We start from the raw sequence: 25,428 nt of genomic DNA, 5'->3' as shown, positions 1-25,428 counted from the left end.
TGCCTCAGCGGGTGCTGGTCAGGCAGCGCTGATACAGCGCCAGCGTGTGGTTGAGCATGCTCTGTGCGGTGAGCTGTTCACGGTAGAGTCGCCCGCCTTGGGCCACCAGGTGGGCGCGCAAGGGCGCATCGGCCTGCAACCGATGGATGCCGCCTGCCAGGGCGGTGGCGTTCTCGGTGGGCACGAGCAGCCCTGTGTCTTCGTGGCGCACGATTTCTGGCACACCGCCCACATCGGTGGCCACCACGGGCAGGCCTGCCGCAAAGGCTTCGATCACGGCGATGGACAGGGCCTCGCGGCGAGATGCCAGTGCAAACGCATCAAAGGCGGGCAACAGTTGGGGTACGTCTGGGCGAAAGCCCAGGCTGTGCACGCGGGCGGCCAAGGCAGGCTGGCTGGACAGTGCCGTCAGCACGTTTCTGCCGTAGTCGGTGTCAGGGTCGCCCACCAGGTAGAGGTGCACGTCTGCGGGCAGGGAGTTCATGGCCTCGATCAGCAGATCCTGGCCTTTGTCGCGCACGAATCGCCCCACGTGGACCACCGCAAACGCCCCATCAGGGATGCCCAGCGCCCGCCTGAGGGTTTGCCGTTGTTCGGCGCTTGGCGATGGCGGCGCCTCGGGCACGCCGTTGTAGATGAGGCTGACGTCGTCTGGCGCATAGCCTGCCTTCAGCAGGCCATCGCGCACGGCACCCGACACCGCGATGATGTGCGCACAGCGCTGCATGTGCGTGCGCGCCGTGGTGGCGTGGGCGGTGCAGAGGGCCACCGGGGCGCGGTGGCGGTGACCCGCGCGACCGGCATACATGGCGCCACGGATGAGGTGGCCGTGCACGATGTCTGCACGAAAGCGTTTGAGCAAGGCCCGAAGCTTGTAGTGTGACCACAGATCGAACAACCCATGCATGGGAATGTGTTCGCTGGGGATGCCGGCTGCCTCGCATTCACGGCCCAGCCACGAGTCCAGCGGTCCTGCATAACAAACATCGTGCCCTGTCTGGCGCTGCAGGGTCATCATCAGCAAGGCGTGGTTTTCAGCGCCACCGTAGCCATGGCTGTGCAGGACGTGGACGATGCGCATGCTTTCGTCAAGCTTCACGCGGCGACGCGGTCGGGCAGTGCGGCCTGGCCCTTGCGCGCGTGTTTGGCATGCAACTTCCACGCGAACCCGACGAGGTTGTCGCCATATGAAATGGCTTTGCGCGTCAGCTCGTACGGGTTGTCTGAAAAGTTGGCAGCGCCACGGATGCAGGTGGTGGCCGTGCGGTAGCCGGCTTCTTGCACCATGTCGCGTGAGCGTTCGGTGTAGTCACCAAAGGGATAGCAGAAGTGCTCAACGCCTTCGCCCAGCAGGTCTTCGAGGGCTTGCTTGCTGCCCATGATCTCCTGGCGTTGCTGGCCCGCGCTGAGTGTGGACAGGCGCGGGTGCGTCATCGCGTGCGAGCCGAAATCGCAGCCTTCTCGCCGCAATTGCCTGATGGCCCCCGCGTCCATGAGGCGAGGCAATTCAGGGCGGTCTGACAACCAGTCGGCCTGTTTGCCCACCAGCGCGCTCACCAAATAGACCATCGCCGGAAATCCATGGGCTTTCAGGGCAGGCCAGGCGTGCTCTCGAAAGTCGTCATAACCGTCATCCACCGTGATGACCACAGCACGGCGTTTCAGTGGCCGCCCCTCGAACAAGCAGGCGTGGGCCTGGTCCATGGACAGCACGTCCACGCCCATCCATTTGAAATAGCTCAGTTGGGCCTTGAACCGATCGATGTGGCAAAACAGCGCGCGATGTGCCGACGGGCGCGGGTAGCGACCAATCTGGTGGTACATCAAGATCGACAGGGGGGGCGCGGCGGGTGGGCGCATGGACGAGGATCGTTCGGGCACGGCCGGCGGATGTTAACAGAGCGCAGCGTTGGCCTGGGGCGGGCTGGGGTGGTCAGGCCGATGGTTTGCCTGCCCCGGCGTCCTGGGCGGCGGGCTCCAGCATTTCCATGGCCGTGGGGGAGGTTCTGAACATGGGCGTGAACGCCGTTTGATGGCCGATGTCGGCAGGCACGCGGCGTGACAGGTACCAGGCCGACAAGCCCAGCAGCAACTCCACCCCGGTGAACCACGCGGTGAGTGCGGGTGGGCCAAACTGTTGCATGAGCCCGCCCGCCACGATGGGGCCGATGGCCGCACCCACGCCGTGCATGAGCAGCAAGCTGGTGCAGCCGGCCAGGATTTCGGTGGGCTGCAGGCGGTCCATCATCCGGGCCATGGCCATGGGGTAGAGCGCGAAGGCAAACCCCCCATACAGAAAAGCAACCGCCAGGACAGCGTTCAGCCCATGGGGGCTGGCCAGTTGCAGCAGTGCCGCACACAGGGCGGCCCCCACGGCCACGAAGGTGATCACGTGGCCACGGTCCAGCCGATTGGTGATCTGCCCGATGGGCCACTGCAGCAGCGCGCCGCCCACGATGACCGCGGTCATGAACCAGGCCACCCCGGTGGTACCCAAGCCGCTTTTGTCGGCCCACACCGCGCCCAGCCCCCAGAACGCACCTTGAGAGAAACCGGACAGGAAGCTGGCCGAGCAGGCCACGGGCGCCTTGGCGTACAGTGATTTCAAGCCCAGGCCGGCAATGCCTTCGATGGCCGGTTGCGCCAGACGGGTGGCGGCCAGCGGCATGATGGCTGCGCAGATGCTCAAGGCGGCAATCGAAAACAGCACGTGGCCGCCCGGGTTGCTCCAGTGCAGCATTTGTTGCGACAGCGCCAGGGCGCCCAGGTTGACGGCCATGTAGACGGCAAAGACCCGGCTGCGGTGTTCAGGCAGGGCATGGCTGTTGAGCCAGCTTTCGACGATGGTGTAGAAGCCCACCATGGACATGCCGGTGAGCAGCCTCAGCACAAGCCACATCACGGCGGTGGGCACCAGCTCGTGCAGCAAGGCCGAACAGGCCACCAGCGCCGTGAAGAAGGCGAATGCCCGCACGTGCCCGACGCGCTGGATCATCCGGGGCGCCAGGTAGGTGCCCACCAGGAAGCCCACGAAGTACATGGCGCCGATGGCGCCCAGCGTCTGGCTGCCAAAGCCCTCCAGCCCGCCGCGCACGGCCAGCACGGTGCCCAGCAGGCCATGGCCCAGCATCAGCAGGGCCACGCCGGCCAGCAGCGCAGCCAGGGGTTCAAACGTTCTCAGCATCAGACAGGTGACAGGTTGAGGTCATCCTAGCAGCCTGCGAATCACCTGACGCCGTTGGGGGCAGAAATGAAAAACGCCCAGCGGTGCTGGGCGTCGAATTTGGTGGCCAAGGGCGGAATCGAACCACCGACACGCGGATTTTCAATCCGCTGCTCTACCAACTGAGCTACTTGGCCTGTTTCGTTGATGTGCCTGAAGGGCAGTGATCAGCGAAGACCTAGACTATACATCAATTTGAAGCCGATTTTTTGGCGCGTCCCAGATCAACGCCCAACTGTTTCAATTTTCGATACAGGTGGGTGCGCTCCAGGCCGGTCTTCTCGGCCACACGGGTCATGCTGCCGCCTTCGCGCGCCAGATGGAACTCGAAGTACGCGCGCTCGAAGTCGTCACGCGCTTCGCGCAAGGGGCGGTCCAGCTGGAACAGCTGCTCGTGAGAGGGCCCGGTGCTGACATGCAGGGGCGCGTGGTGCATGGCCGGCGTGGCCGCGCCCATGGCGTGGGGGTGGGCCGATGCATGGTGTGCTGGCGCGCCATAGGCATAGGCTGGTTGTGGCGCCACAGGTGCATGGTGAGCTGCGGGGTGGGCGTGGGCCACTTCGGCAGCCACCATCGGGGCCACCATCTCGGTGCGCAGGGGGCTGGCGTGCTGGGTGGCCAGGCCCTGGCTGTACGAGGAGGCGGCCGTGATGGGCGTGACGGTGGCCAGATGCACCGGGGCCTGACCACGTGCAGCCGGCGTGGCCGGTTTGCTCAGGGCCTGTTCGACCGTGCGCAGCAGTTTCTGCATGGTGATCGGCTTCTCGAGGAACGAGTGGGCCCCAAATTTGGTGGCCTCGACGGCGGTGTCGATCGTGCCGTGGCCGGACATCATGATGACCGGCATCGTCAGTTGACCGCCCGCTGACCACTCTTTGAGCAGCGTGACGCCATCGACATCGGGCATCCAGATGTCGAGCAAGACGAGGTCGGGCTTGACCCGCTCGCGCTGGATGCGGGCCGTGGCCGCGTTTTCAGCGACTTCGACCGTGTGGCCTTCGTCGCTCAGGATTTCGCTCAGGAGGGCGCGGATGCCCAGCTCGTCGTCTACTACAAGAATGGTGGCCATGAAATGTCGGTACGCCAGTCAGGCATGTTCGTCGTGTGTGCCCGATGGTAAATGGGATTCTGATGACAGCACCGAAAATGATAACGAAACTTGCGCCCCGATCACCGGCTGGCCGTCGGAGGGATACCCTAGGGCGGCGTTCGATTCGGTGGCGTGGCGGTTGCGGAGCTTGACCAGGGCGTGGTGCTCGTCGGCCACTTTCTTGACCACGGCCAGGCCCAGGCCGGTGCCTTTGGCTTTGGTGGTGAGGTAGGGCTCGAAGGCGCGTTTGAGCACCTTGTCTGTGAAGCCTGGGCCGTTGTCGCGCACGCGCAGGCGCACGGCGCGCACCGTGCCTTGCTCATTGAGGGGGGCATCGGTGATCAGCTCCACCCGGGCGGGTGACTCGGGGGTGGCGTTTTCGGTCGTGGCATCCAGCGCGTTTTGAACCAGGTTGTGCACCACTTGCCGCAGCAGCGTGGCGTCGCCCTGGATGGGCGGCAGGTTGGGGCTGAGCTGCAGCACAAGCCGCCCTTGTTCCAGTGCATCGCCGTACAGTGCGGTCACCTCGTGCACCAGCTCATTGAGGTCCAGCGGGGCGAGCTGGGCCGTGGGCAGCCGGGCAAAGTCCCTGAATTCATTGATCAGGGTCTTGAGCGCCTGAACCTGCGTGACGATGGTGTTGACCGAGCGGTTGAGCAGTTGCTGCCCAGGCTCGGGCAATTGGGATTCCAGCTTCATCTGCAGTCGCTCGGCAGACAGCTGGATGGGGGTCAAGGGGTTCTTGATCTCGTGGGCCACGCGTCTTGCCACCTCGCTCCAGGCCTGGGCGCGCTGGGCAGACACGACCTCGGTGAGGTCATCGAACACGATCAGTCGTTCGTCTGGCGGCAGGTCGGCGCCGCGCACCAGCAGGGGCAGCGGTTCGCTTTGCTGGGGCAATTGCAGGGTGTAGGGCTGCTGCCATTGTTGGCGCTCGCCGGGGGTTGGGTCGCGGGCGAGGTCGTCGAACCGCAGCTGGATGTCGCGCGCAAATTCCTGCAGCTCGGCGACGTCGGTCAGCGGGCGGCCGATGTAGGCCGACATGGGCAGCCGCAAGATGCGGGTGGCACCGGGGTTGACCAGCACGAGGCGCCCGGCGGCGTCCAGCACGAGCACGCCAGCGCTGAGGTTGTCCAGCACGGTTTGCAGGTGGGCGCGGGCACTGTCGAGCTCTTGCACGCTGTCGTCGGCCAGCTGTCTGGCATCGGCCAGTTGCTGGGTCATGGCGGCGAACGCGCGCGTGAGGCCGCCCAGCTCATCTTGGGAGGTGAAGATCGTTTTGGGCCGCAGGTCGCCGCGGGCCACTTCTTCGACGCCTTCGGCCAGCAAGAGCAGGGGCCGGGCCAGTTGCTGCCCCAGGATCGCGGCCAGCAAGAAGGCGCCAAACACCGCCAGCACCAGCGTGAGGGTGAGGATGCCGATGTACATGCTGCGCAGGCCTGCGCGCCCCAGGGCGCGTTGCTGGTAGTCGCGGTAGGCGGTCTGCACCTCCAGGGCGTGGCGCACGATGTCGGGGGGCAGGTTCTGGCTGACCAGCAGGTAGCGTTGCTGCTGCTGCAAGGCAAAGCCCTGTTCGGGGATCCAGGCCAGTGCCACGATGCGGGCGGTGGTGCCAGGGTCGTCCAGGCCCTCGATTTCAACCGTCACGCGGTCTTGGCGGGCGCGGTCGCGCAGCGTGGTGCCGATGCGCTCGGTGCGCAGCGCCGACGCCCCCATGGCCTCGGCACTGAGGATGAGCTGCCCGTGTTCGTTGACGACGGCGGCGTATTCGGCGCGCACGCGCTCGCGCAGCATTTCCAGCTCCAGCAGGCTGGGCGTGCGCTCGCCTGTGCGGTCGTTGAGCACGTGCTGCTCAGCCGCCAGGCGGGTGGATTTGGCCAGGTCGGTGCTCAGGGTGTCGAGGGTGCCTTGTGCCAGGCTCAGGCCGGCGTCCAGCGCGCCTTCAACCCGCACGTCAAACCAGGTCTCGATGCTGCGTGACACGAATTGGTACGACACGGTGTAGATCAGCACGCCTGGCACCAGGGCCACCAGCGCAAAGATGCCGGCCAGCTTGAGCAGCAACTGGCTGCCGAACTTGCGGCGGCGCAGGCGCAAGGCCAGCCGGCCCAGGGCCAGCAGGATGACCAGGCTGAGCAGGGCGGCAATGGCGATGTTGCTCCACCACAGCCAGCCGAAGTAGGGCTCGAACCGCTCCTGGTTCTGCGTGGTGAGCACCAGCAGAAAGCCCAGCACCAGTCCGCCACCCAGCAAGGCGATGCTGGCGATGATCCAGGCCCAGCGGTTGAGTTTGATCGGGCCCATCGTGGCTCAGTTCCGAAGCTGCACTTGCCGCTCCAGTTCCAGGTCCCAGGTGTCCTGATTGCCCATGCCGATTTGCAGCGGGCGGGGCAACTCTTTGGTGTCCAGGCGGAATCCGAAGTCAACGTAGTGCTGGTCAGCGTCTCCGCTGGGGCGATCACCGATGCGCCAGCGGGTGCTGCGTCTCAGAACGTCCAGGGTTTCTTCCAGCGAGGCGTAATTCCGGGTGAAGGCCCCGATGCTGAGCCGCCATTGGCGGGTCAGGGGCTGGTAGGTCACGCGCCAGCGGCGAGTGGCCTGGGCACGCAGTCGGTCTGTCCAGTACCAGCGCTGCTCAAGCAGCCGCGCCTCGGCCACAAACACCACCGACACGCCGCGCTGCAGTGCGTTTTTGAGGTCGTCGGACAGGCCGACCTCGATGTCGTAGTCGAGATAAGCCCCGTCGTCGTCCACATGGGCCTGCAGGGTTTGCAGGCTGAGCCCGGCTCGCGTCTCATTGGCCCAGCTCAACGACGGCACCCCGGCGGTGAGGGCCAGGGCAGCCATCACGGCCGAGGCGCTGCGGGTGAGCAGGTCTCGTCGGCGCATGGGGTGTGTCAAGCCGGATCGGTGTGACGGGTCAGGAGTGCATAGTAAAAGCCGTCCCCCCTCTCATGGGGGGCAGTGTCGGGGTATTCGACCACAGGCAGCAGGTGCCCGGGGGCGGCTTGCCGACAGGCCTGGGCTTGTCGTTGCAAAAATGCGTCGATGCGCTCCTGCCCTTCTTGCTTGAAGACCGAGCAGGTGCAATACAGCAGCCGACCACCCGGTGCCAGCAGGGGCCACAGGGTGTCCAGCAGGCGGTCCTGGGTGCGCTGAAGGGCGTCGAGGTCGCTTTCTCTTCGCAGCCAACGCACGTCAGGGTGTCGCCGCACGATGCCCGAGGCGCTGCAGGGGGCGTCCAGCAAGATGGCGTCGAAGGGGCGGCCATCCCACCAGGTGTCGGGCTGGCCCGCATCCCCCACGCTCACGTCGGCATGCAGCTTGAGTCGCGCCAAGGTGTCATGGATGCGCGCGGCGCGCTGCGGGTCGATCTCCAGCGCCTGGAGCGACAAGTCTGCATGCTCCAGCAGGTGGGCCGTTTTGCCGCCGGGGGCGGCGCAGGCGTCCAGCACGCGGGCCCCGGCAGGCAGGGGGGGCAGGCCCGGCGGATGCAGCAGCCAGGTGGCGGCCTGTTGTGCCGAGAGGTCTTGCACCGACACATCGCCATCGGCCCAGCCGGGCAACTGGTCTACAGGGGCCGCCTGTGGCAGCACGATGGCATCACCCTGGGCGGGGGGAACGCCTTGCCATCCGGCCGCCAGCAGCCGCTGCCGATACGCCTCGGCGCTGCCATGGCGGCGGTTGACGCGCAAGGTCATGGGGGCGGGGCGCTGGTTGGCGGCCAGCAAGGCCTCCCACTGGTCGGGCCAGTCGCGTTGCAGGCGCTGGACCCACCAGGCGGGGTGGTTGAAGCGACCTGCCAGGTCGTTGTCGGCCAGTGCCGGCAGGGCCTGCGGCTCACGCAGCACCCGTCGCAACACGGCATTGACCAGGCCGCTGGCGGGACGGGCGCGTCGCTTGCAGGCTTCGACAGCCTGGCTGACCAGGGTGTGGGCCGGATAGCGTGGGCCGGGCAGCAGCGCCAGACAGGTGAGCAGCAGCGATTCAACCCAGGGCGCTGGCTTGCGCGGCACCAGGGCCGCCATTTGGGATTGGGCGCGGCCCAACTCACGCAGGGTGTCAGAGGCCAGCGCTTGCACGCCAGGCCTCAGCGAGGCGGGCACCTCGCCCAGGGCGTCAGGCAACGACCGCCCCTGACGCACCAGCCCGATCACCTCGGCGGTGGCTTCAAGCTGGCGATGCAGGGCGGGGGTTTGCGGGTGGGATGAGGGGGGCGTGGCGCGCGTCATGGCGCGCCGATTATGTCAGTCACCCAGGAAATGACGGCGGTAGCGGGCGGGCAGGTCGTCGATGCGCATGAGCATGGGCAGGTCGGCGGTGTTGAAGTCGGGGTCCCAGGCGGGGGCGCCCAGCACCTTGGCGCCCACACGCAGGTAGCCCTTGATCAGGGCCGGGGCCTCGACCTGAAGGTGGCGATCCAGTTCGTCCACCGGCAGGGGCAGGCGCGGGCGCACCTGCAAGTCGATGGGCGCCAGGTGGCTGTGGCGCAGTTGCTCCCACAGGCTGGCGGCCACATGGCCACCGTCGCGCATGCTGATGCTGGCGCAGCCGATCATGGTGTCAAGCTGGTTGCGCACCATGAATTCGGCCAGGGCCCCCCACAGGGCCATGATGGCCCCACCCGTGCGGTGATCGGGGTGCACGCAAGAGCGCCCCAGCTCAACCATCTTGCCGCGCAGGTGGCGCAGCCGCGTGAGGTCGAATTCGGTTTCGCTGTAGAGGCCCCCCACGCGCCGCGCGGCGTCCGGCGTCAGAACGCGGTAGGTGCCAATGACCTCGCCAGGCTCGCCGTCGGCCCCTTCCAGTCGCACCAGCAGGTGCTCGCAGTAGGGGTCGAACAGGTCGATGTCGTGCCCGGCGGGGCTGCCATGAGGCACGCTCAGGCGCGCCCCCATCTCTTCAGCGAAAACTTCGTGTCTCAGGCGTTGCGCAGCGCGAACATCTTCTTCAGTGCGAGCCCAAACGACTTGAAAACCGGTGCGCGATCGTTCGCGAGTCCCGTCCGAGCCCGGATGAAGTGACCTCCGTGCGGCGCGCGGGGCGACCGAAGGGGTGGCAGGCAGGTCGGCCAGAGGCATGGTCGGCAAGGGCAGCTCGCGCATCGCGGTCTCCGTGCAGTGGTTGTTCGATGCCTGCCAGTCTGGTCTGAAGGGGTGACGTCCCGGTGACGGGTGCGTGACAGTCTTGTGACGCCAAGCAGCCGGCCCCTGGCAAATCCGTACGCCGCTCATGGGCTCTCGCTGGTAGCATCGCAGGGTATGAGCATTCAGGTTTTCGGCTTGCCGGTGTCGCGTGGGGTGGCCATAGGCCGCGCCGTGCTGGTGGCATCCAGCCGGGTGGACGTGCCCCACGTCTTTGTCGATCCCGACGACCTCGAAGCCGAAGTGGCGCGCCTGCACGCCGCGCGCGACCACGTCTCCACCGAGTTCGACAACCTCAAGCGCGATTTGCCGGCCGATGCGCCAGCTGAACTGGCCGCCCTGCTGGACGTGCACCAGATGCTCTTGCAGGACGAAGCCCTGATCGGCGCGGCCGGAGAATGGGTGCGCACGCGCCACTACAACGCGGAGTGGGCCTTGTCGGCGCAGCTGGAAGTGCTGGCCCGCCAGTTCGACGAGATGGAAGACGCCTACATCCGTGAGCGCAAGGCCGATCTGGAGCAGGTGGTGGAGCGCCTGCTGCGCCAACTGGCCCAGGCCGATGCCTCGCGGGTGCCCGATGCCCAGCGGCATCCCCGCGATTTTGGTGGTGAAGAGCCCCTGGTGCTGGTGGCCAGCGACATCGCCCCCGCCGACATGCTGAGCTTCAAGCGCAGCGTGTTCACCGGCTTCGTGACGGACGTGGGTGGCAAGACCTCGCACACGGCCATCGTGGCACGCAGCATGGACATCCCGGCCGTGGTGGGCGCTCGCCAGGCCAGCAGCCTGATCCGTCAGGACGACTACATCATCGTGGACGGCGACGCCGGGCTGGTCATCGTGGACCCGTCTCCCATCGTGCTGGAGGAGTACCGCTTTCGCCAGCGCCAAAGCGAGCTGGAGCGCGGGCGCCTGGCCCGCCTGCGGCACACCCCGGCGGTCACCCTGGACGGCGAGCGCGTGGAGTTGCTGGCCAACATCGAGATGCCCGACGATGGCCAGGCGGCCCTGGAAGCCGGCGCCGTGGGCGTGGGGCTGTTCCGCAGCGAATTCCTGTTCATGAACCGGGGCGGCAAGCTGCCTGACGAAGAAGAGCAGTACGAGGCTTATCGTCGCGCGGTCGAGGTGATGAAAGGCATGCCCGTGACCATCCGCACGGTGGACATCGGTGCCGACAAACCGCTGGATGGCCTGTCAACCTCCGAGCTGCGACACGAGTCGGTGCTGAACCCTGCCCTGGGGCTGCGTGCCATCCGCTGGAGCCTGTCAGAGCCCAGCATGTTCCGCAAGCAGTTGCGCGCCTTGTTCAGGGCGGCGCACCATGGGCCGGTCAAGGTGCTCATTCCCATGCTGGCCAGTCAGCGCGAGATTCGCCAGACGCTGGACAACATCGCCCATGTGCAGCGGCAATTGACTGACGCGGGCAAGCCTTATGGCCAGGTCGAGCTGGGGGCGATGATCGAGGTGCCAGCCGCGGCGCTGACCCTGCCGATTTTTTTGCAGCACTTCGATTTCATCTCGATCGGCACCAACGACCTCATTCAGTACACCCTGGCCATCGACCGTGCCGACGAGGCCGTGGCGCACCTCTACGATCCCTGGCATCCGGCGGTGTTGTCCCTCATTCGTTCGTGCATCGAGCAGGCCCGGGCCGCAGGCAAGGGGGTGAGCGTGTGCGGTGAGATGGCGGGTGATCCGGCCTTCACCGAGCTCTTGCTGGCCATGGGGCTGCGCAGCTTTTCGATGCATCCCACCCAGGTGGCGTCCGTGAAACAGCGGGTACTGCGGGCCGACACGCGGCGTTTGCTGCCCCTGGCCAACGTCGTGATGCAAGCCGCCGATCCCGAGCAGGCTTGCGCCGACTGGCTGTTGTCCGGCGGCGCCCCGCCCGCCAGCGTGGCGGGGCCGGTGGTCGTCAACGGCTGAGCGTTTCCCAGCGCTCCAGCAAGGTCATCAGCTCGGTGTCGATGGCCTGCACGCGCTCGTGCAGCTCAGCCACCTTCGAGCCCTCTTTGCGGTAGGCCTCCGGGTCGGCCAGTCGGGCGTTCAGCGCGCTTTGCTCGGCCTCCAGGGCCTCGATCCGCGAGGGCAGCTCGTCGAGTTCTCGCTGTTCTTTGTAGCTCAGCTTGCGCGGCTTGGCCGGTGTGGCCGCAGCGGCGCCTTGGCTTGCGGCGGCAGGCGGGGCCATGTCCGTGGCCGATGGCTTGGCGTTGTCCTTTTTGCCGGCCAGCGCCTGGGCACGGCGCGACTGCGTCAGCCAGTCTTCCACGCTGCCTTCGTACTCGCGCCAACGCCCCTGGCCTTCGGCCACGATGGTGCTGGTGACCACGTTGTCCAGAAAGCGCCGGTCGTGGCTGACCAGGAAGACCGTGCCAGCGAAATCGGCCAGCAGGTCTTCGAGCAGGTCCAGTGTTTCAATGTCGAGGTCGTTGGTGGGTTCGTCCAGCACCAGCACATTGGCGGGCCGGGCAAACAGGCGGGCCAGCAGCAGGCGGTTGCGCTCGCCACCGCTCAAGGTGCGCACCGGCGAGTTGGCCCGCTGGGGTGAAAACAGGAAGTCGCCCAGGTAGCCCATCACGTGCTTGCGCGCGCCGTTGATCTCGATCCACTCGCTGCCCGGGCTGATGAAGTCGGCCAGCGTGGCGTCGAGGTTCAGGTTGTCTCGCATCTGGTCAAAGTAGGCCACCTGCAGGTTGGTGCCCAGTTTGACGGTGCCCTCGTCGGGCGTCAGCTCGCCCAGGATGAGCTTGAGCAGGGTGGTCTTGCCCGCGCCATTGGGGCCGATCAGGCCCACCTTGTCGCCGCGCAAGATGGTGGCGCTGAAGTCCTTGACGATGTCGCGCTCGCCATAGCGCTTGTGCACATGCTCCAGCTCGGCCACGATCTTGCCGCCGCGCTCGCCCTGGGCCACGTCCAGTTTGGCGCGGCCCACCACATCGCGGCGGGCGGCCCGCGCCTCGCGCAGGCCTTCCAGGCGCTTGATGCGGGCCACGCTGCGCGTGCGGCGGGCCTCCACGCCCTTGCGGATCCACACCTCTTCCTGGGCCAGCAGCTTGTCAAAGCGGGCGTTGTTGAGCGCTTCGTCTTGCAGTTGCTGGGCCTTGAGGGTTTCGTAGGCGGCAAAGTTGCCGGGGTAGCTGCGCAGCACGCCTCGGTCCAACTCGACGATGCGCGTGCACACCACGTCCAGAAAGGCTCGGTCGTGCGAGATCAGCATGACGCTGCCCTTGAAGCCTTTGAGCAAATCTTCCAGCCACGCGATCGAATCCAGGTCCAGGTGGTTGGTGGGCTCGTCCAGCAGCAGCACGTCGGGCGCGGCCACCAGCGCGCGCGCCAGGGCCACCCGCTTGCGCAGGCCGCCCGACAGGCGCTCCACCAGCACGTCGGCGTCCAGCTGAAGCCGCTGCAGCGTTTCCTGAACGCGTTGCTCCCAGGTCCAGCCGTCGCGGGCTTCGATGGCGGTCTGCAGGGCGTCCAGGTCGTCACCGTCGGCGTGCGCCTCAAAGCGCGCCCGCAGGGCCCTGACGTCGGCGAGGCCATCGCTGACGGCTTCGAACACCGTGGCCCCGGGCACGAAGCTCGGCTCTTGGGCGACGTAGTCCAGTCGCAAGCCGTTCTGGCATTGCAGTTCGCCGTCATCGGGCTTCTCCAGCCCCGCCACAATCTTGAGCAGGGACGACTTGCCCGTGCCATTGCGGCCAATCAGTCCGACGCGTTCGCCGGCCTCCAGCGTCAGATCGGTGTGGTCCAGAAGGGCCACATGGCCGAAAGCCAGGCAAGCGTTGGACAGGGTGAGCAAAGACATTTTGCTGGATGAAAAGATGCGGGGTGCAGGGCCTTGATTGTCGCCCAGTCTCACCCGGTCTCAGGGAGTGTCATTCCAGGGCCGCGCAGCGACAATCCACGCCATGACTTGGATGCGACGGATTGCATGGGGGGTGTTGGCCCTGCTGTGGTGCTGCCTGGGCGGGCTGAGGCCGGCATGGGCGGGAGCCACCCCTCAGGCGTTGGAGGCCGCCGCCGCACCCACGGTGTGGTTGCCCTTGCATGAGGTGACCACCCTGGATGCGGCCTGCCTGGTGGTGGGCGCAGGTGCGCGCCCCCCTGATGACGATGCGGCGTGGTTGCATGCGCGCCTGCCTCACCTCTGGTCGCGAACGCACCCTGGTTTTCAGGGCACCATGTGGTATCGATTCAAGGTGCGATTGCCGTCCACACCCACGGACACGTGGGCGGTCCACCTGCCTCGCGTCGTGATGAACGCCCAGGTGTGGGTGAACGGCACGGCCATGGCCTACACCGGCTCCCTGGTTGATCCTGTCACTCGCAACTGGTACACGCCTTTGCTGGTCAATGTGCCGTCCAGTGCGTGGGTGCCCGGAGACAACGTCATCCACGTGCGCGTGGTCAGTGGGCAGTTGCGTCGTCACGGGCTGGCGCCCATCCAGGTGGGGCCTGCAGCGCAGCTTGCCCAGGTGCATGATCACCGCCGCTGGTTGCAGGCAGACGGTGTCACGGTGGCCAACATCGCCTTGTTTGCGCTGGGTGTGGTGATGGCCATCATCTGGCTGCGAGATCGGGCTCAGGTGTCGGTGGGCTACATCAGCGCGGCCGCGCTGATGTGGAGTACAGGCACTTCGGTGATGGTGGCGCCCAACCCATTGAGCCCGGTGGTGTTGTGGGAGAACCTGGCTTTTTTCCTCACGGCGTGGTCCTTGTTGTTGATCTGCATGTACTACTACCGCTATGGTGGCGGCCGCGTGGTCTGGCCGGAGCGCCTGGCGTGGATCATGATCGTGGTGTCACCGGCGGCGCTGCTGATGTCGCCCACCACGCGCACCCAGACCATCATCTATGGCGCCATCTACCTGCTGGCGTTGGGCGGGGTGGCACGGGCGATCTATTCGATCGTTCGACAAAAGCAGGCCGAGGGCCTGTGGCTGCTGCTGGGCATTGGCCTGATGATGGCCGCCGCCAGCCACGACCTGTCGATCGAGCTGGGTTGGCTGGGGTTTGACGAGATTTACATCCTGCCCTTCATCGCGCCGGTCAATGTCTGCCTCATCTTTGTGCTGCTGGCCGGCGAATTCGGCCGCTCCAGGCGGGCCCTGCATGAACTCAACCGCACCTTGTCGGCCCGTGTGGCCCAGCGCGAACGAGAGTTGCGCGACAGCTTTGCCAAGCTGGCGGCCATGGAGCGCAGCCAGGCCGTGTCGGCGGAGCGAAGCCGCATCTTGCAGGACATGCACGACGGCGTGGGGGCTCACCTCAGCTCGGCCCTGCGGCAACTGCAGGTGTCTGCGCACGATGATGTGGATTTGCCCTTGGTGACTCAAACCTTGCGTGACTCGCTGGACCAGCTGAAGCTGTCGGTCGATGCCATGCAACTGCAACCCGGCGACATGGTGGGCCTGCTGGCCAGCCTACGCTACCGCATGGCCCCCAGGCTGAAGGCCTCGGGCATTGAGCTGGTCTGGGACGTGCCTGAGCTGTCGTCGTGGCCGCTGGGCGCGCCCCCCGCGTTGCGGCAGGTTCAGTACATTTTGTTCGAGGCCATGTCCAATGCCTTGCAGCACGGTGGTGCCACCCGCCTGGTGCTGATGGCCAGACAGGATGCAGACCACCTGGTGCTGAGCCTCATCGACAACGGCCGTGGGCTGAGCGCTGAGCATGTGCCCGGACAAGGCCTGCAAAGCATGCAAGGGCGGGCGGCCGTCCTCGGTGCCGAACTCTCGTTTCTGCCTCTGGCCCAAGGCGGGTTGGAGGTTCGGTTGAGCCTGCCCTGGGAGTTCGCGGGGCAGAGTGGTTTATCCTCCGCAGCATGAGCGATTTTGCTGGCCAGACGTGGCGGGTGGTCATCGTTGAAGACAATGCCCACACCCGTCATCACCTGGAACAATGCGTCCGGCACAACCCCCAACTCGTGCTGGCCGCCTCGTTCGGCACCTTGTCACCTGCCCTGACCTGGTTTGGGCGGCAGGGCGCTGATCTGTTGTTGGTGGACCTGGGCTTGCCAGACGGCAGCGGGCTGAGCTTGCTGCAGCACGTGCGAGACCGGTGGCCAGGCTGCGACATGCTGGTCGTGTCCATGTTCGGCGATGAAGCCAGTGCCGTGGCCAGCATCGAGGCCGGTGCCGTGGGCTATGTGCACAAGGATGACGACGCCACCGACATTGCGGAAACCTTGTTGGCTGTGAAGCGAGGCGCCTCACCCATTTCGCCCATGATCGCCAGGCACCTGTTGCGGCGCATGCAGCCCCAGCAGACCTTGGCCGGTGCCACGGGCTCGGCGACCCCACCAAACAAGTCCTCGTCAACGGGGGCGGGGCAAGAAGACCCCCACGTTGCACTCAGCCCGCGCGAGCACGAGGTGCTGGGCTACATTGCGCGCGGCTTTTCGTATGCCGAGATTGCCCGTCAGCAAGGCATCACCGTGCACACGGTGCAGACCTACATCAAGAAGCTGTACGGCAAGCTGGCCGTGCATTCGCGCGGGCAGGCCGTTTACGAGGCCAGTCGGCGAGGCTTGCTGGGGGCGCTGGATCAACCGCCCGCCTGAGCCCCCGCTGCCAGCTGTTGTTCGAGTGCGTCCACGAACCGCTGGGCCACGTTGTAGCCCGTCTGATCGGTGATTTCCTGAAAGCACGTGGGGCTGGTGACGTTGATTTCGGTCAGGCGGTCGCCGATGATGTCCAGGCCCACCAGCAGCAAACCACGCGCCGCCAGGATGGGGCCCAAGTGCCTGGCCAGCGCCCAGTCGCTGTCGCTCAGGGCCTGGGCCACGCCTTTGCCGCCAGCGGCCAGGTTGCCGCGCACCTCGCCGCCTTGCGGTATGCGGGCCAGCGCGTAGGGCACGGGTTCGCCGTCAATCAGCAGCACGCGTTTGTCGCCGGCGGCGATGGCGGGCAGAAAGGCCTGCACCATGATGGTCTGGCGGCCATCCCGTGTGAGGGTCTCGGCGATGCTGCCCAGGTTGAGCCCATCGTCTTTCACCCGAAAGATGCCCATGCCGCCCATGCCATCCAGCGGCTTGAGGATGACATCGCGGTGTTGCGCGTGGAAGGCCCGAACCGCGTTGATGTCGCGGGTCACCAGCGTGGGTGCGATGTGCTGCGGAAATTCCAGGATGGCGAGCTTTTCAGGGTGGGCGCGCAAGGCGTCCGGGCGGTTGAACACCCGCGCACCTTCTCGTTGTGCCTGCGTCAGCAGGTGCGTGGCGTAGACGTATTCAGCGTCAAAGGGCGGGTCTTTGCGCATCAACACGGCGCCCACCTCATGCAGTGACAGCACGCGCGTGTCTTGCACCGTGAACCACTCGGGCGCCTGCCCCGTCAGCCGGATTTCGCGTGCCTGGGCCTGTACCGTCGAGCCCTTCTGCCACACCAGATCCTGCGGCTCGCAGGCCCACAGCGTGTGTCCGCGCGAGGCTGCTTCGCGCATCATCGCGAACGTGCTGTCCTTGTGGATCTTGAATGTATCGAGGGGGTCGGCAACAAAGAGCAGTTTCATGGCGTTTCAGGGCATGTTGTCCAGCGCGTCCGGACGGCTTCGATAGTGTTCCACGAACAGCGTCAGGCCACCGGCCACCAGCCCCCAGAATGCCGAGCCCACGCCCAGCAGCGTCACGCCCGACAAGGTGACCAGGAAGGTGATGATGGCCGCCTCACGGCTGCGGGGTTCGGCCAGCGCAGAAGCCATCCCGTTGGCGATCGTGCCCAGCAAGGCCAGGCCCGCCACCCCCAGGATGAGTGCGGCCGGGAAGGCGGCCAGCAAGCCTGCCACTGCACCACCCAGCAAGCCCATGCCAATGTAGAACAAGCCTGCCCAGACGGCGGCGGTGTAGCGCTGGTGGGTTTGTGGGTGTGCATGGGGGTTGAGCACGATGGCAGCGGTGATGGCCGCCAGGTTGAAGGCGTAGCCACCCAATGGGGCCAGCAGCACCGTGGTGATGCCAGACCAGCTCATCAGTGACGACACGGGCGGACGGTACCCCGAGACGCGGATCGCCGAGACCCCTGGTACTGCTTGCGACGCCATGGTGACGATGAACAGGGGCAAGCCCATGCCCAACATCGCCTGCCATGACCAGGCTGGGGTGACCCACACGGGTTGAGCCAGCTGCAGCGTCATCTGGCGCGTGTCCAGCAGCCCTTGGAGGCCGGCCACCACACTGCCCCCGATCAACACACCCAGCACCGCGTAGCGCGGCCACCACCGTTTGCCCACCAGGTAAATGAGCAGCATGCTGATGATCATCAGGGGTTGCGCCGTGGCTGCGGCGAAGGACATCAAGGCAAATTTGGCCAGAATGCCCGCCAACAGGCTGGAGGCCAGGGCCAGGGGGATGCGGTTCATCAGGCGCTCGAACCACCCCGTCATGCCACTGAGCGCCATCAGCACGCCACACAGCACGAACGCTCCCACCGCTTCAGGCAGACTCACGCCGGCCGCAGCACTGGCGATCACGGCCGCACCAGGCGTGGACCAGGTGATCAGTATGGGGATGCGTGTCCACAGGGACAAGCCGATGGTGGCCACGCCCATGCCCACACCCAGCGCCAGCACCCATGAGGTGATCTGATCGGCCGAGGCACCCAGCGCGCTGGCGGCATGAAAGATCAGGGCGATCGTGCTGGTGAAGCCCACCAGGGTGGCCACAAAGCCCGCCGACACGGCCATGGGATGGCTGTCTCGCCAGGCCTGGTGCAGTGGGCCGGTGCCAGCCAAGGTGTCAGAGCTCCACCTTGGAGCCCAACTCGACCACGCGGTTGGTGGGCAGGCTCAGGAAATCAGCCACGCCAGACGCGTTGCGGTGCATGCTGGCAAACAGCTTTTCGCGCCACGGGGCCATGCCACTGCCGATCGTGGGGATCACGATGTCACGAGACAGGAAGTAGCTGGTCTCCATGTCGTCGAGCTGGATGCCTTGGTGCTTGAGCAACTTCAGCGCCTCGGGCACGTCGGGTTCATTCTTGAAGCCGAAGTGCAGCATCACCTGCCAGCAGTTGTGCCCCAGCGACTCCACCTCCACGCGCTTGTTGAACCCGATCCATGGCACCTCGTGGGATCGCACGGTCACGAACAGGTTTTGCTGGTGCAGCACCTTGTTGTGCTTCAGGTTGTGCAGCAGCGCATTCGGGGTGGTGCCTGCGTCGGCATTGAGGAACACCGCCGTGCCGGCCACCCGTTGCGGCGGGCTGATGAACACGGCCTCCAGAAACGATTTCAACTCGATCGCGTCACTGCGCAGGCGTTCACTGAGCAGGTGCCGTCCGTCGCGCCACGTGGTCATGAGGGCGAACATGATCACGCCGATCATCAGCGGGAACCAGCCACCATCGGCGATCTTCAGCACGTTCGCAGAGAAGAACAGCAGGTCGATCACGAAAAAGAAGCCCGTGGCACCGATGCAAAGCCACAAGGACATCTTCCAGGCATGACGAATCACGAAGAAGGTCATGACCGTGGTGATGAGCATGTCGATCGTCACGGTGATGCCGTAAGCCGCGGCCAGCTTGGTGCTGGAGCCGAAGAAGCCCACGGCCAGCACGATGCAGCCATACAGCGCCCAGTTCACGAAGGGGATGTAGACCTGTCCGGCGGCATTCACCGAGGTGTGCAGCACGCGCAGCCGGGGCATGTAGCCCAGCTGGATCACCTGTTTGGTCACCGAGAAGGCCGCCGAGATCAGTGCCTGAGAGGCGATCACGGTGGCGCAGGTGGCCAGCCCGACCAGCGGGTACAGCGCCCAGTGCGGCGCCATCTCGTAAAACGGGTTGCTGACGTTCTCGGGGTGGGCCAGCAGCATGGCCCCTTGTCCGAAGTAGTTCAGCAGCAGGGCGGGCATCACCAGGCTGAACCACGCCAGGCGGATGGGCTTCTTGCCGAAATGGCCCATGTCGGCGTACAGCGCCTCAGCACCGGTAGCGCACAGGATGAGGGCGCCCAGCGCCAGGAACGCCAGCCCGGGATGATCGAGGATGAAGCCCAGCGCATAGTGCGGGCTGACCGCCACCAGCACGGCCGGGTTCTTGGCCACATGAACCAGCCCCAACACCGCCAGCACCAGGAACCACACCAGGGTGATGGGGCCGAAGAACTTGCCGATGCCACCGGTGCCATGCCGTTGCACCACAAACAAGGCGGTCAACACTACCAGGGTCACCGGCACCACGAATCGTTCAAGGCCCGGCGCGGCCACTTCCAGCCCTTCCACGGCCGACAGCACCGAAATGGCGGGGGTGATCACCCCATCGCCAAAGAAAATGGCCGTGCCGAAGATGCCCAGCAACAGCAGCTTGCTGCGCAGGGCGGGCTTGTCGGCCACGGCCGTGGAGGCCAGCGCCAGCATGGCGATCAAGCCCCCTTCGCCGTTGTTGTCGGCACGCAGGATCAAGGTCACGTATTTCAGTGACACGATGATGGTCAGCGTCCAGAACATCAAGGACAAGATGCCCATGATGTTCTCGGGATTCAGTGGCAGCCGACCATGTGCAAACACCTCTTTGAGTGCATACAGGGGGCTGGTGCCGATGTCGCCATAAACGACGCCGATGGCGCCCAGGGTCAGGGCGGCCAGCTGTTTGCCGCTCAGTGAGGCCTGATCAGGATGCTGCACGGACGTGAACCACAAGTCTTCAAGCCTGCCATTGTGCGCGCGAACGGCCCTGAATCTCACCCGGAGTGAGGGGTTGTCAGGTACAAAGCACGCAGGCAGACACCTCAGGTGTAGGTTTCGGCGTCGGGGTCGGTCGCCTCCAGCTCGTAGCTGGCCGCCAGCATCGCCAGCCGCCCGATCACGCCGTACATGTAGAAGCGATTGGGTGCACTGGCGCCGGGCTTGACCCCAGGGCGCGGCAGGTGGCTGGGCTCGGCGAAGGCCAGAGGCACAAAGCTCGATCCTGGTGCGTTCAGGTTCTCGTCCACACCCCGTTCGGCGTGCACGCGGTAGAAGCCGCCCACCACGTAGCGGTCGATCATGTAGACCACCGGTTCGGCCACCGCATCGTTCATCTGCTCGTAGGTGGGCACGCCTTCCTGGATCAGCACCTTGCTGACCGCCTGCCCATCCTTGACCACCGACATCTTGTTGCGCGTGCGGCGGTTCAGGTCCACCACCTCCTTGGCGTCGCGCACCGTCATGATGCCCATGCCATACGTGCCATTGTCGGCCTTGACCACCACGAACGGCTTTTCATTGATGCCGTATTCCTTGTACTTGCGCCGCACCTTGCCCAGCAAGGTGTCCACCTGGGTCTGCAGGCACTCCATGCCCGTGCCTTCCTGAAAATCAACCTCGTCGCACACGGCATACATGGGGTTGATCAGCCAGGGGTCCATGCCCATGAGCTTGGCAAACTTTTTGGCCACTTCTTCGTAGGCCGCAAAGTGCTGGCTCTTGCGGCGCACGGCCCAACCGGCATGCAGCGGTGGCAGCAGGTATTGCTCGTGCAGGCCTTTGAGCACCTCGGGGATGCCGGCAGACAGATCGTTGTTCAACAAGATCGTGCAGGGGTCGAAGTGTTTCAGGCCCAGGCGGTGGCGCGTGCGGATCAGGGGCTCCAGGGTCAGCACCTGCCCCTCGGGCAAGGTGATGTCCATGGGCTCGGTGATCGCTTCATCCAGCGTGCCCAGGCGCACGTTGAGTCCGGCCTGCGTGAAGATTTCCATCAGCCGCGCCACGTTCGTCAGGTAGAAGGTGTTGCGCGTGTGTCGCTCGGGAATGAGCAGGAGGTTCTTGGCCTCAGGACAGATTTTTTCGATGGCCGCCATGGCCGCCTGGACGGCCAGGGGCATCATTTCCTGGGTGAGGTTGTTGAAGCCACCCGGAAACAGGTTGGTGTCCACCGGTGCCAGTTTGAAGCCCGCGTTGCGCACGTCCACCGAGGTGTAGAACGGCGGCGTGTGCTCCATCCACTCCAGCCTGAACCACCGTTCGATGGCCGGCACCGATTCCAGCATGCGCTGTTCCAGTTCGTTGATGGGACCGGTGAGGGCGGTGATGAGATGGGGAACCATGGATGAGGGCTGTGCTGAAGTCGGTTGCCCATTCTAGATAAAGCCTGCCGTTGCTGCAGGACGGCGTGCGTTGCCAGTGGCCTCGCCATGAAAAAGGCCACCCGAAGGTGGCCTTTGGAGGGTGTCTGTCAGCCGGCGGGCCGGCCGACAGGCGCATCACTTGTGATACGCAGTTTCGCCGTGCGAGGTGATGTCCAGACCTTCGCGCTCTTCTTCTTCAGAGACGCGCAGGCCGATGACCAGGTCGGTGATCTTGTAGGCGATGGCAGCCACCACGCCCGACCAGATGATCGTGATCACGACACCTTCAGCCTGCACCAGCAGTTGAGAGCCGATCGAGAAGTCTTCGGCGCCGGTGCCACCCAGGCCAGGGGCAGCGAACACGCCCACCAGCAAGGCACCCACGATGCCGCCCACGCCGTGGACGCCGAACACGTCCAGCGAATCATCGGCACCCAGCATCTTCTTCAGACCGCTCACGCCCCACAGGCACAGGAAGCCCGAAGCCAGACCGATCACGATGCCGCCCATCGGGCCCACCGAGCCGCAAGCCGGGGTGATGGCCACCAGACCAGCCACAGCACCCGAAGCGGCGCCCAGCATCGAAGCCTTGCCCTTGAGCAGCAGCTCACCCACAGACCAGGCCAGCACAGCAGCGGCGGTGGCGAACAGCGTGTTGGCGAAGGCCAGACCGGCGCCGCCGTTGGCTTCCAGGTTGGAGCCGGCGTTGAAGCCGAACCAGCCCACCCACAGCAGGGCAGCGCCCACCATGGTCAGCGTCAGCGAGTGAGGCGTGAAGGCCTCTTTGCCGTAACCGATGCGCTTGCCCACCATGTAGGCGCCCACCAGACCGGCCATCGCGGCGTTGATGTGCACCACGGTACCGCCGGCGAAGTCCAGCGCGCCCTTGTCGAGCAGGTAGCCGCCCACGCCCCACACCATGTGAGCGATGGGGATGTAGCTGAAGGTGAACCACAGCACCGAGAACAGCAGCACGGCACCAAACTTGATGCGCTCGGCGAACGAGCCGACGATCAGGGCGCAGGTCAGACCGGCGAAGGTGCACTGGAAGGCGATGAAGATGAACTCGGGGATCTTCACGTTGTCGGTGAAGGTGTCGGCCAGCGAGTCAGCGGTCACGCCACTGAGGAAGACCTTCGACAGGTCGCCGATGATCAGGCCCTCGCCACCAAACGCCAGGCTGTAGCCGTAAACAGCCCACAGCACCGAGATCAGCGAGAACACCGTCAGCACCTGCATCAGCACCGACAGCATGTTCTTGCTGCGCACCAGGCCGCCGTAGAACAGGGCCAGGCCCGGCACCATCAGCATGACCAGCACGGTCGAGACCATCATCCAGGTGACGTCGCCTTTGACGACGATGGGGGCGGCAGCTTCTTCAGCCGCTGGTGCGGCCTCAGCCGGGGCAGCTTCGACAACGGTTGTTTCCACGGCGATGGCCGCGGCGGGCTCGGCGACAGCAGCATCTTGAGCGTGCGAAGTGCTCAGGAAACCGAAGGCGGCAAGTCCCAGTGCGATGGACGCAATGAGCTTTCTCATGTAAGGCCTCTTGGAAGGACAGAAAGTTGGGTGACAGCACTCACACCAAAACGGTGTGGGCCACAGGGTACGAAGGCGTGCGCTGGATCAGAGCGCATCCTTGCCGGTCTCGCCGGTGCGGATGCGGATGACCTGTTCCAGTTCAGTGACGAAGATCTTGCCGTCGCCGATCTTGCCGGTGCGGGCAGACGACTCGATGGCTTCCACCACGCGGTCGAGGATGGACTCGTCCACAGCGGCTTCGATCTTCACTTTGGGCAGGAAATCGACCACGTACTCCGCGCCACGGTAAAGCTCGGTGTGGCCCTTCTGGCGACCGAAGCCCTTGACTTCGGTCACGGTGATGCCCTGAACGCCGATGGCAGACAGGGCCTCACGCACTTCATCAAGCTTGAATGGCTTGACGATGGCGGTCACCATTTTCATGGTTGTTTCTCCGGTGAGGTTGGCAAAAAAATCGGACGAAGCGTTTACTGCATGAACCATGCCAGGGCCGCTGACCCAGGGGCACGCCGAGGAAATGACCACCTTGCCGCGCGACTGGCTGCATTGAGCGTCAAGCTGGTGCAGGCGCACTAAATTGGTGCAAAAGTGTGTCTGTGTGCTACCCGGTGCAGCGCAGACGCTCAGAAACGCAGCGTTGCACAGATGTTGTGCGTTGCGCATGGCGGTAAACGCCCAGGTCACTGTTGCGGTGCACGTTGGTGGGCGTGCTGGCCGGCGTGTGGGTGCCTGAGGCGCCGGTGTCGCCGTTGTTGCCATGGGGGCACACGCCCTTCAGGGGGCTGTCCGGGCAAAGGGGCACTGACTAGCATGCGGCAGCATGTCTTTAGCGATTGTTCACAGTTGTGCCCTGGATGGGCTGCATGCTCCGCGTGTGACGGTCGAGGTGCACCTGGCCAACGGCCTGCCCTCATTCACCCTGGTGGGGCTGGCCGACACCGAGGTCAAGGAGGCGCGTGAGCGTGTGCGTGCGGCCCTGAGCAATTGCGGGCTGTCGTTTCCCTTCAATCAGCGCATCACGGTCAACCTGGCGCCGGCAGACCTGCCCAAGGAGTCTGGTCGCTTTGACCTGCCGATCGCCGTGGGCATCCTGGCGGCGATGGGCGAACTCGATGCCGCACGCCTGCAGGGTCTGGTCTTGGCCGGTGAGCTGTCGCTGGGTGGTGAGCTGCGCGCCATCCGGGGCGGCTTGCCCATGGCCCTGGGCCTGAGCCGTGGCGAGCCGGCGCGTGCGCTGGTGCTGCCCATGGCCAGTGCCCAGGAGGCCGCACTGGTCGATGGTGTGACCGTGTACGGTGCGAGCCACCTGGCCGATGTGGTCGCGGCCCTCAAGCCCGGCGATGCCGGCGGGGCTCAGGGCTGGGTGCGTGTGGCGCCCGCCGCGCGCCCGCCTGCGGCGGCCAGCGGCCCTGATTGGCGAGACGTGCGCGGGCAGGGGGCTGCCAAGCGCGCGCTGGAGGTGGCTGCCGCGGGCGGACATTCGGCCCTGCTCGTGGGGCCACCAGGCACGGGCAAGTCGATGCTGGCCCAGCGACTGGCCAGCATCTTGCCCCCGTTGTCATCACAAGAGGCGCTGGAGTCGGCGGCCGTGCTCAGTCTGGCGGGTCAGTTTGACGCGGCCGCCTGGCAACGACGCGTGGTGCGCAGCCCCCATCATTCGGCCTCGGCGGCGGCCTTGGTGGGGGGCGGTGCGCCGCCGCGACCCGGCGAGATCTCGCTGGCGCACCACGGAGTGCTCTTCCTGGACGAGTTGCCCGAGTTTCCCCGTCCGGCCCTGGAGGCCTTGCGTGAGCCCCTTGAAACCGGTCACATCGCCATCGTGCGTGCTGCGCGTCGTCAAACCTTTCCGGCGCGGTTTCAGCTGGTGGCGGCCATGAATCCCTGCCCCTGTGGCCACCATGGCAACCCCCTGAAGGCCTGCCGCTGCACGCCCGAGCAGGTGGGGCGTTACCAGTCCCGGTTGAGTGGGCCGCTGCTGGATCGCATCGATGTGCAGGTGGAGGTGCCGGTGCTGCCGCCTGCCGTGCTGGCCGCCGCACCCGATGGCGACACCACCGAGACCGTGGCGGCGCGCGTGAAGTCCGCCCGTGAGCGGCAGTGGCGACGCCAGTCGTGCCTCAACACCGATCTGGCTGGAGAGGCGCTGGACACCCATGCTGGCCTGACCGAGCCCGCCCGGGCGCTGCTGGCCAAGGCGTGCGAGCGGATGGGGTGGTCGGGCCGGGCTTACCACCGCGTCATGCGACTGGCGCGCACGATCGCCGACCTGACGGCCGACGATCAGGTGCAGCCGGCGCACGTGGCAGAGGCCGTTCAGTACCGTCGCAGCCTCGGTGTGAGCCCCTGACGCCTGGTGCCACGTGCACTAAACTTATCGGGCAATTCGCGTCAAG

General features: G+C 65.8%; 19 protein-coding genes and 1 tRNA gene. 4 read left to right on the top strand and 16 right to left on the bottom strand.

Going from position 1 to position 25,428, the window contains the following annotated elements; genetic code table 11:
- Nucleotides 1–4: 4 nt before the first annotated feature.
- From WNB94_RS04665 to WNB94_RS04625, 9 genes are all read right to left on the bottom strand, one after another.
- On the bottom strand, nucleotides 5–1,081 hold the full coding sequence (locus tag WNB94_RS04665; protein WP_341388718.1) for a glycosyltransferase family 4 protein: 1,077 nt from the start codon (nucleotides 1,079–1,081) through the stop codon (nucleotides 5–7).
- Between the two features lie 14 nt (nucleotides 1,082–1,095).
- A complete protein-coding gene (locus tag WNB94_RS04660) occupies nucleotides 1,096–1,860 on the bottom strand; it encodes a polysaccharide deacetylase family protein (protein ID WP_341388716.1) in 765 nt (254 codons plus the stop codon).
- Between the two features lie 73 nt (nucleotides 1,861–1,933).
- Entirely contained in the window at nucleotides 1,934–3,184 is a 1,251-nt protein-coding gene (locus tag WNB94_RS04655; RefSeq protein WP_341388715.1) for an MFS transporter, read from the bottom strand.
- 100 nt (nucleotides 3,185–3,284) lie between these two features.
- A tRNA-Phe gene (locus WNB94_RS04650) sits at nucleotides 3,285–3,360 on the bottom strand.
- Nucleotides 3,361–3,413: 53 nt separating this feature from the next.
- Nucleotides 3,414–4,292, bottom strand: coding sequence for a response regulator (locus WNB94_RS04645; protein WP_341388714.1), 879 nt, complete (start codon nucleotides 4,290–4,292; stop codon nucleotides 3,414–3,416).
- 18 nt (nucleotides 4,293–4,310) lie between these two features.
- Complete coding sequence (locus WNB94_RS04640) at nucleotides 4,311–6,617, bottom strand: sensor histidine kinase (protein ID WP_341388712.1); 2,307 nt, start codon at nucleotides 6,615–6,617, stop codon at nucleotides 4,311–4,313.
- Nucleotides 6,618–6,623: 6 nt separating this feature from the next.
- The gene (locus WNB94_RS04635; protein ID WP_341388710.1) at nucleotides 6,624–7,202 is read right to left on the bottom strand and encodes a DUF4390 domain-containing protein; all 579 of its coding nucleotides are present in this window, start codon (nucleotides 7,200–7,202) and stop codon (nucleotides 6,624–6,626) included.
- Between the two features lie 8 nt (nucleotides 7,203–7,210).
- A complete protein-coding gene (rsmB, locus tag WNB94_RS04630) occupies nucleotides 7,211–8,545 on the bottom strand; it encodes a 16S rRNA (cytosine(967)-C(5))-methyltransferase RsmB (RefSeq protein ID WP_341388709.1) in 1,335 nt (444 codons plus the stop codon).
- Between the two features lie 15 nt (nucleotides 8,546–8,560).
- Nucleotides 8,561–9,418 (bottom strand): GNAT family N-acetyltransferase, encoded by an 858-nt coding sequence (locus tag WNB94_RS04625; RefSeq protein ID WP_341388707.1) that lies wholly within the window; start codon nucleotides 9,416–9,418, stop codon nucleotides 8,561–8,563.
- Between the two features lie 156 nt (nucleotides 9,419–9,574).
- Between WNB94_RS04625 and ptsP the strand changes: the two genes are divergently transcribed.
- Nucleotides 9,575–11,380, top strand: a complete 1,806-nt coding sequence (gene ptsP / locus WNB94_RS04620) for a phosphoenolpyruvate--protein phosphotransferase (RefSeq protein ID WP_341388705.1) — start codon at nucleotides 9,575–9,577, stop codon at nucleotides 11,378–11,380.
- Here the strand turns inward: ptsP and WNB94_RS04615 are convergent.
- On the bottom strand, nucleotides 11,370–13,259 hold the full coding sequence (locus WNB94_RS04615; RefSeq protein WP_341388704.1) for an ATP-binding cassette domain-containing protein: 1,890 nt from the start codon (nucleotides 13,257–13,259) through the stop codon (nucleotides 11,370–11,372). The genes ptsP and WNB94_RS04615 overlap by 11 nt on opposite strands.
- Before the next feature lie 112 nt (nucleotides 13,260–13,371).
- Between WNB94_RS04615 and WNB94_RS04610 the strand changes: the two genes are divergently transcribed.
- Both WNB94_RS04610 and WNB94_RS04605 read left to right on the top strand, forming a co-directional pair.
- Complete coding sequence (locus WNB94_RS04610; RefSeq protein WP_341388703.1) at nucleotides 13,372–15,279, top strand: sensor histidine kinase; 1,908 nt, start codon at nucleotides 13,372–13,374, stop codon at nucleotides 15,277–15,279.
- The gene (locus WNB94_RS04605; protein WP_341388702.1) at nucleotides 15,276–16,013 is read left to right on the top strand and encodes a response regulator; all 738 of its coding nucleotides are present in this window, start codon (nucleotides 15,276–15,278) and stop codon (nucleotides 16,011–16,013) included. Before WNB94_RS04610 ends, WNB94_RS04605 begins: the two co-directional genes overlap by 4 nt.
- On the opposite strand, the gene gshB is transcribed toward WNB94_RS04605, so the two are convergent.
- From gshB to glnK, 6 genes are all read right to left on the bottom strand, one after another.
- Entirely contained in the window at nucleotides 15,998–16,963 is a 966-nt protein-coding gene (gshB, locus tag WNB94_RS04600; RefSeq protein ID WP_341388701.1) for a glutathione synthase, read from the bottom strand. The two genes, WNB94_RS04605 and gshB, sit on opposite strands and share 16 nt — an antisense overlap.
- 6 nt (nucleotides 16,964–16,969) lie before the next feature.
- Nucleotides 16,970–18,133: a benzoate/H(+) symporter BenE family transporter gene (locus tag WNB94_RS04595; RefSeq protein WP_341389947.1), complete on the bottom strand. Its 1,164-nt coding sequence runs from the start codon at nucleotides 18,131–18,133 to the stop codon at nucleotides 16,970–16,972.
- A gap of 52 nt (nucleotides 18,134–18,185) precedes the next feature.
- A complete protein-coding gene (locus WNB94_RS04590) occupies nucleotides 18,186–20,087 on the bottom strand; it encodes a potassium transporter Kup (protein WP_341388700.1) in 1,902 nt (633 codons plus the stop codon).
- An 89-nt stretch (nucleotides 20,088–20,176) separates the two neighbouring features.
- Nucleotides 20,177–21,472, bottom strand: coding sequence for a glutamate--cysteine ligase (gene gshA / locus WNB94_RS04585; RefSeq protein ID WP_341388699.1), 1,296 nt, complete (start codon nucleotides 21,470–21,472; stop codon nucleotides 20,177–20,179).
- A gap of 156 nt (nucleotides 21,473–21,628) precedes the next feature.
- On the bottom strand, nucleotides 21,629–23,032 hold the full coding sequence (locus tag WNB94_RS04580) for an ammonium transporter (RefSeq protein WP_341388698.1): 1,404 nt from the start codon (nucleotides 23,030–23,032) through the stop codon (nucleotides 21,629–21,631).
- Nucleotides 23,033–23,119: 87 nt separating this feature from the next.
- Nucleotides 23,120–23,458, bottom strand: coding sequence for a P-II family nitrogen regulator (gene glnK, locus WNB94_RS04575; RefSeq protein WP_341388696.1), 339 nt, complete (start codon nucleotides 23,456–23,458; stop codon nucleotides 23,120–23,122).
- Nucleotides 23,459–23,855: 397 nt separating this feature from the next.
- On the opposite strand from glnK, the gene WNB94_RS04570 reads away from it, so the two are divergent.
- The gene (locus WNB94_RS04570; protein WP_341388694.1) at nucleotides 23,856–25,382 is read left to right on the top strand and encodes a YifB family Mg chelatase-like AAA ATPase; all 1,527 of its coding nucleotides are present in this window, start codon (nucleotides 23,856–23,858) and stop codon (nucleotides 25,380–25,382) included.
- The last annotated feature ends 46 nt before the right edge of the window (nucleotides 25,383–25,428 follow it).

Source organism: Aquabacterium sp. A3 (assembly GCF_038069945.1).
Classification (GTDB): Bacteria; Pseudomonadota; Gammaproteobacteria; order Burkholderiales; family Burkholderiaceae_C; genus Aquabacterium.
This window is presented reverse-complemented; position numbering and strand designations above follow the sequence as displayed.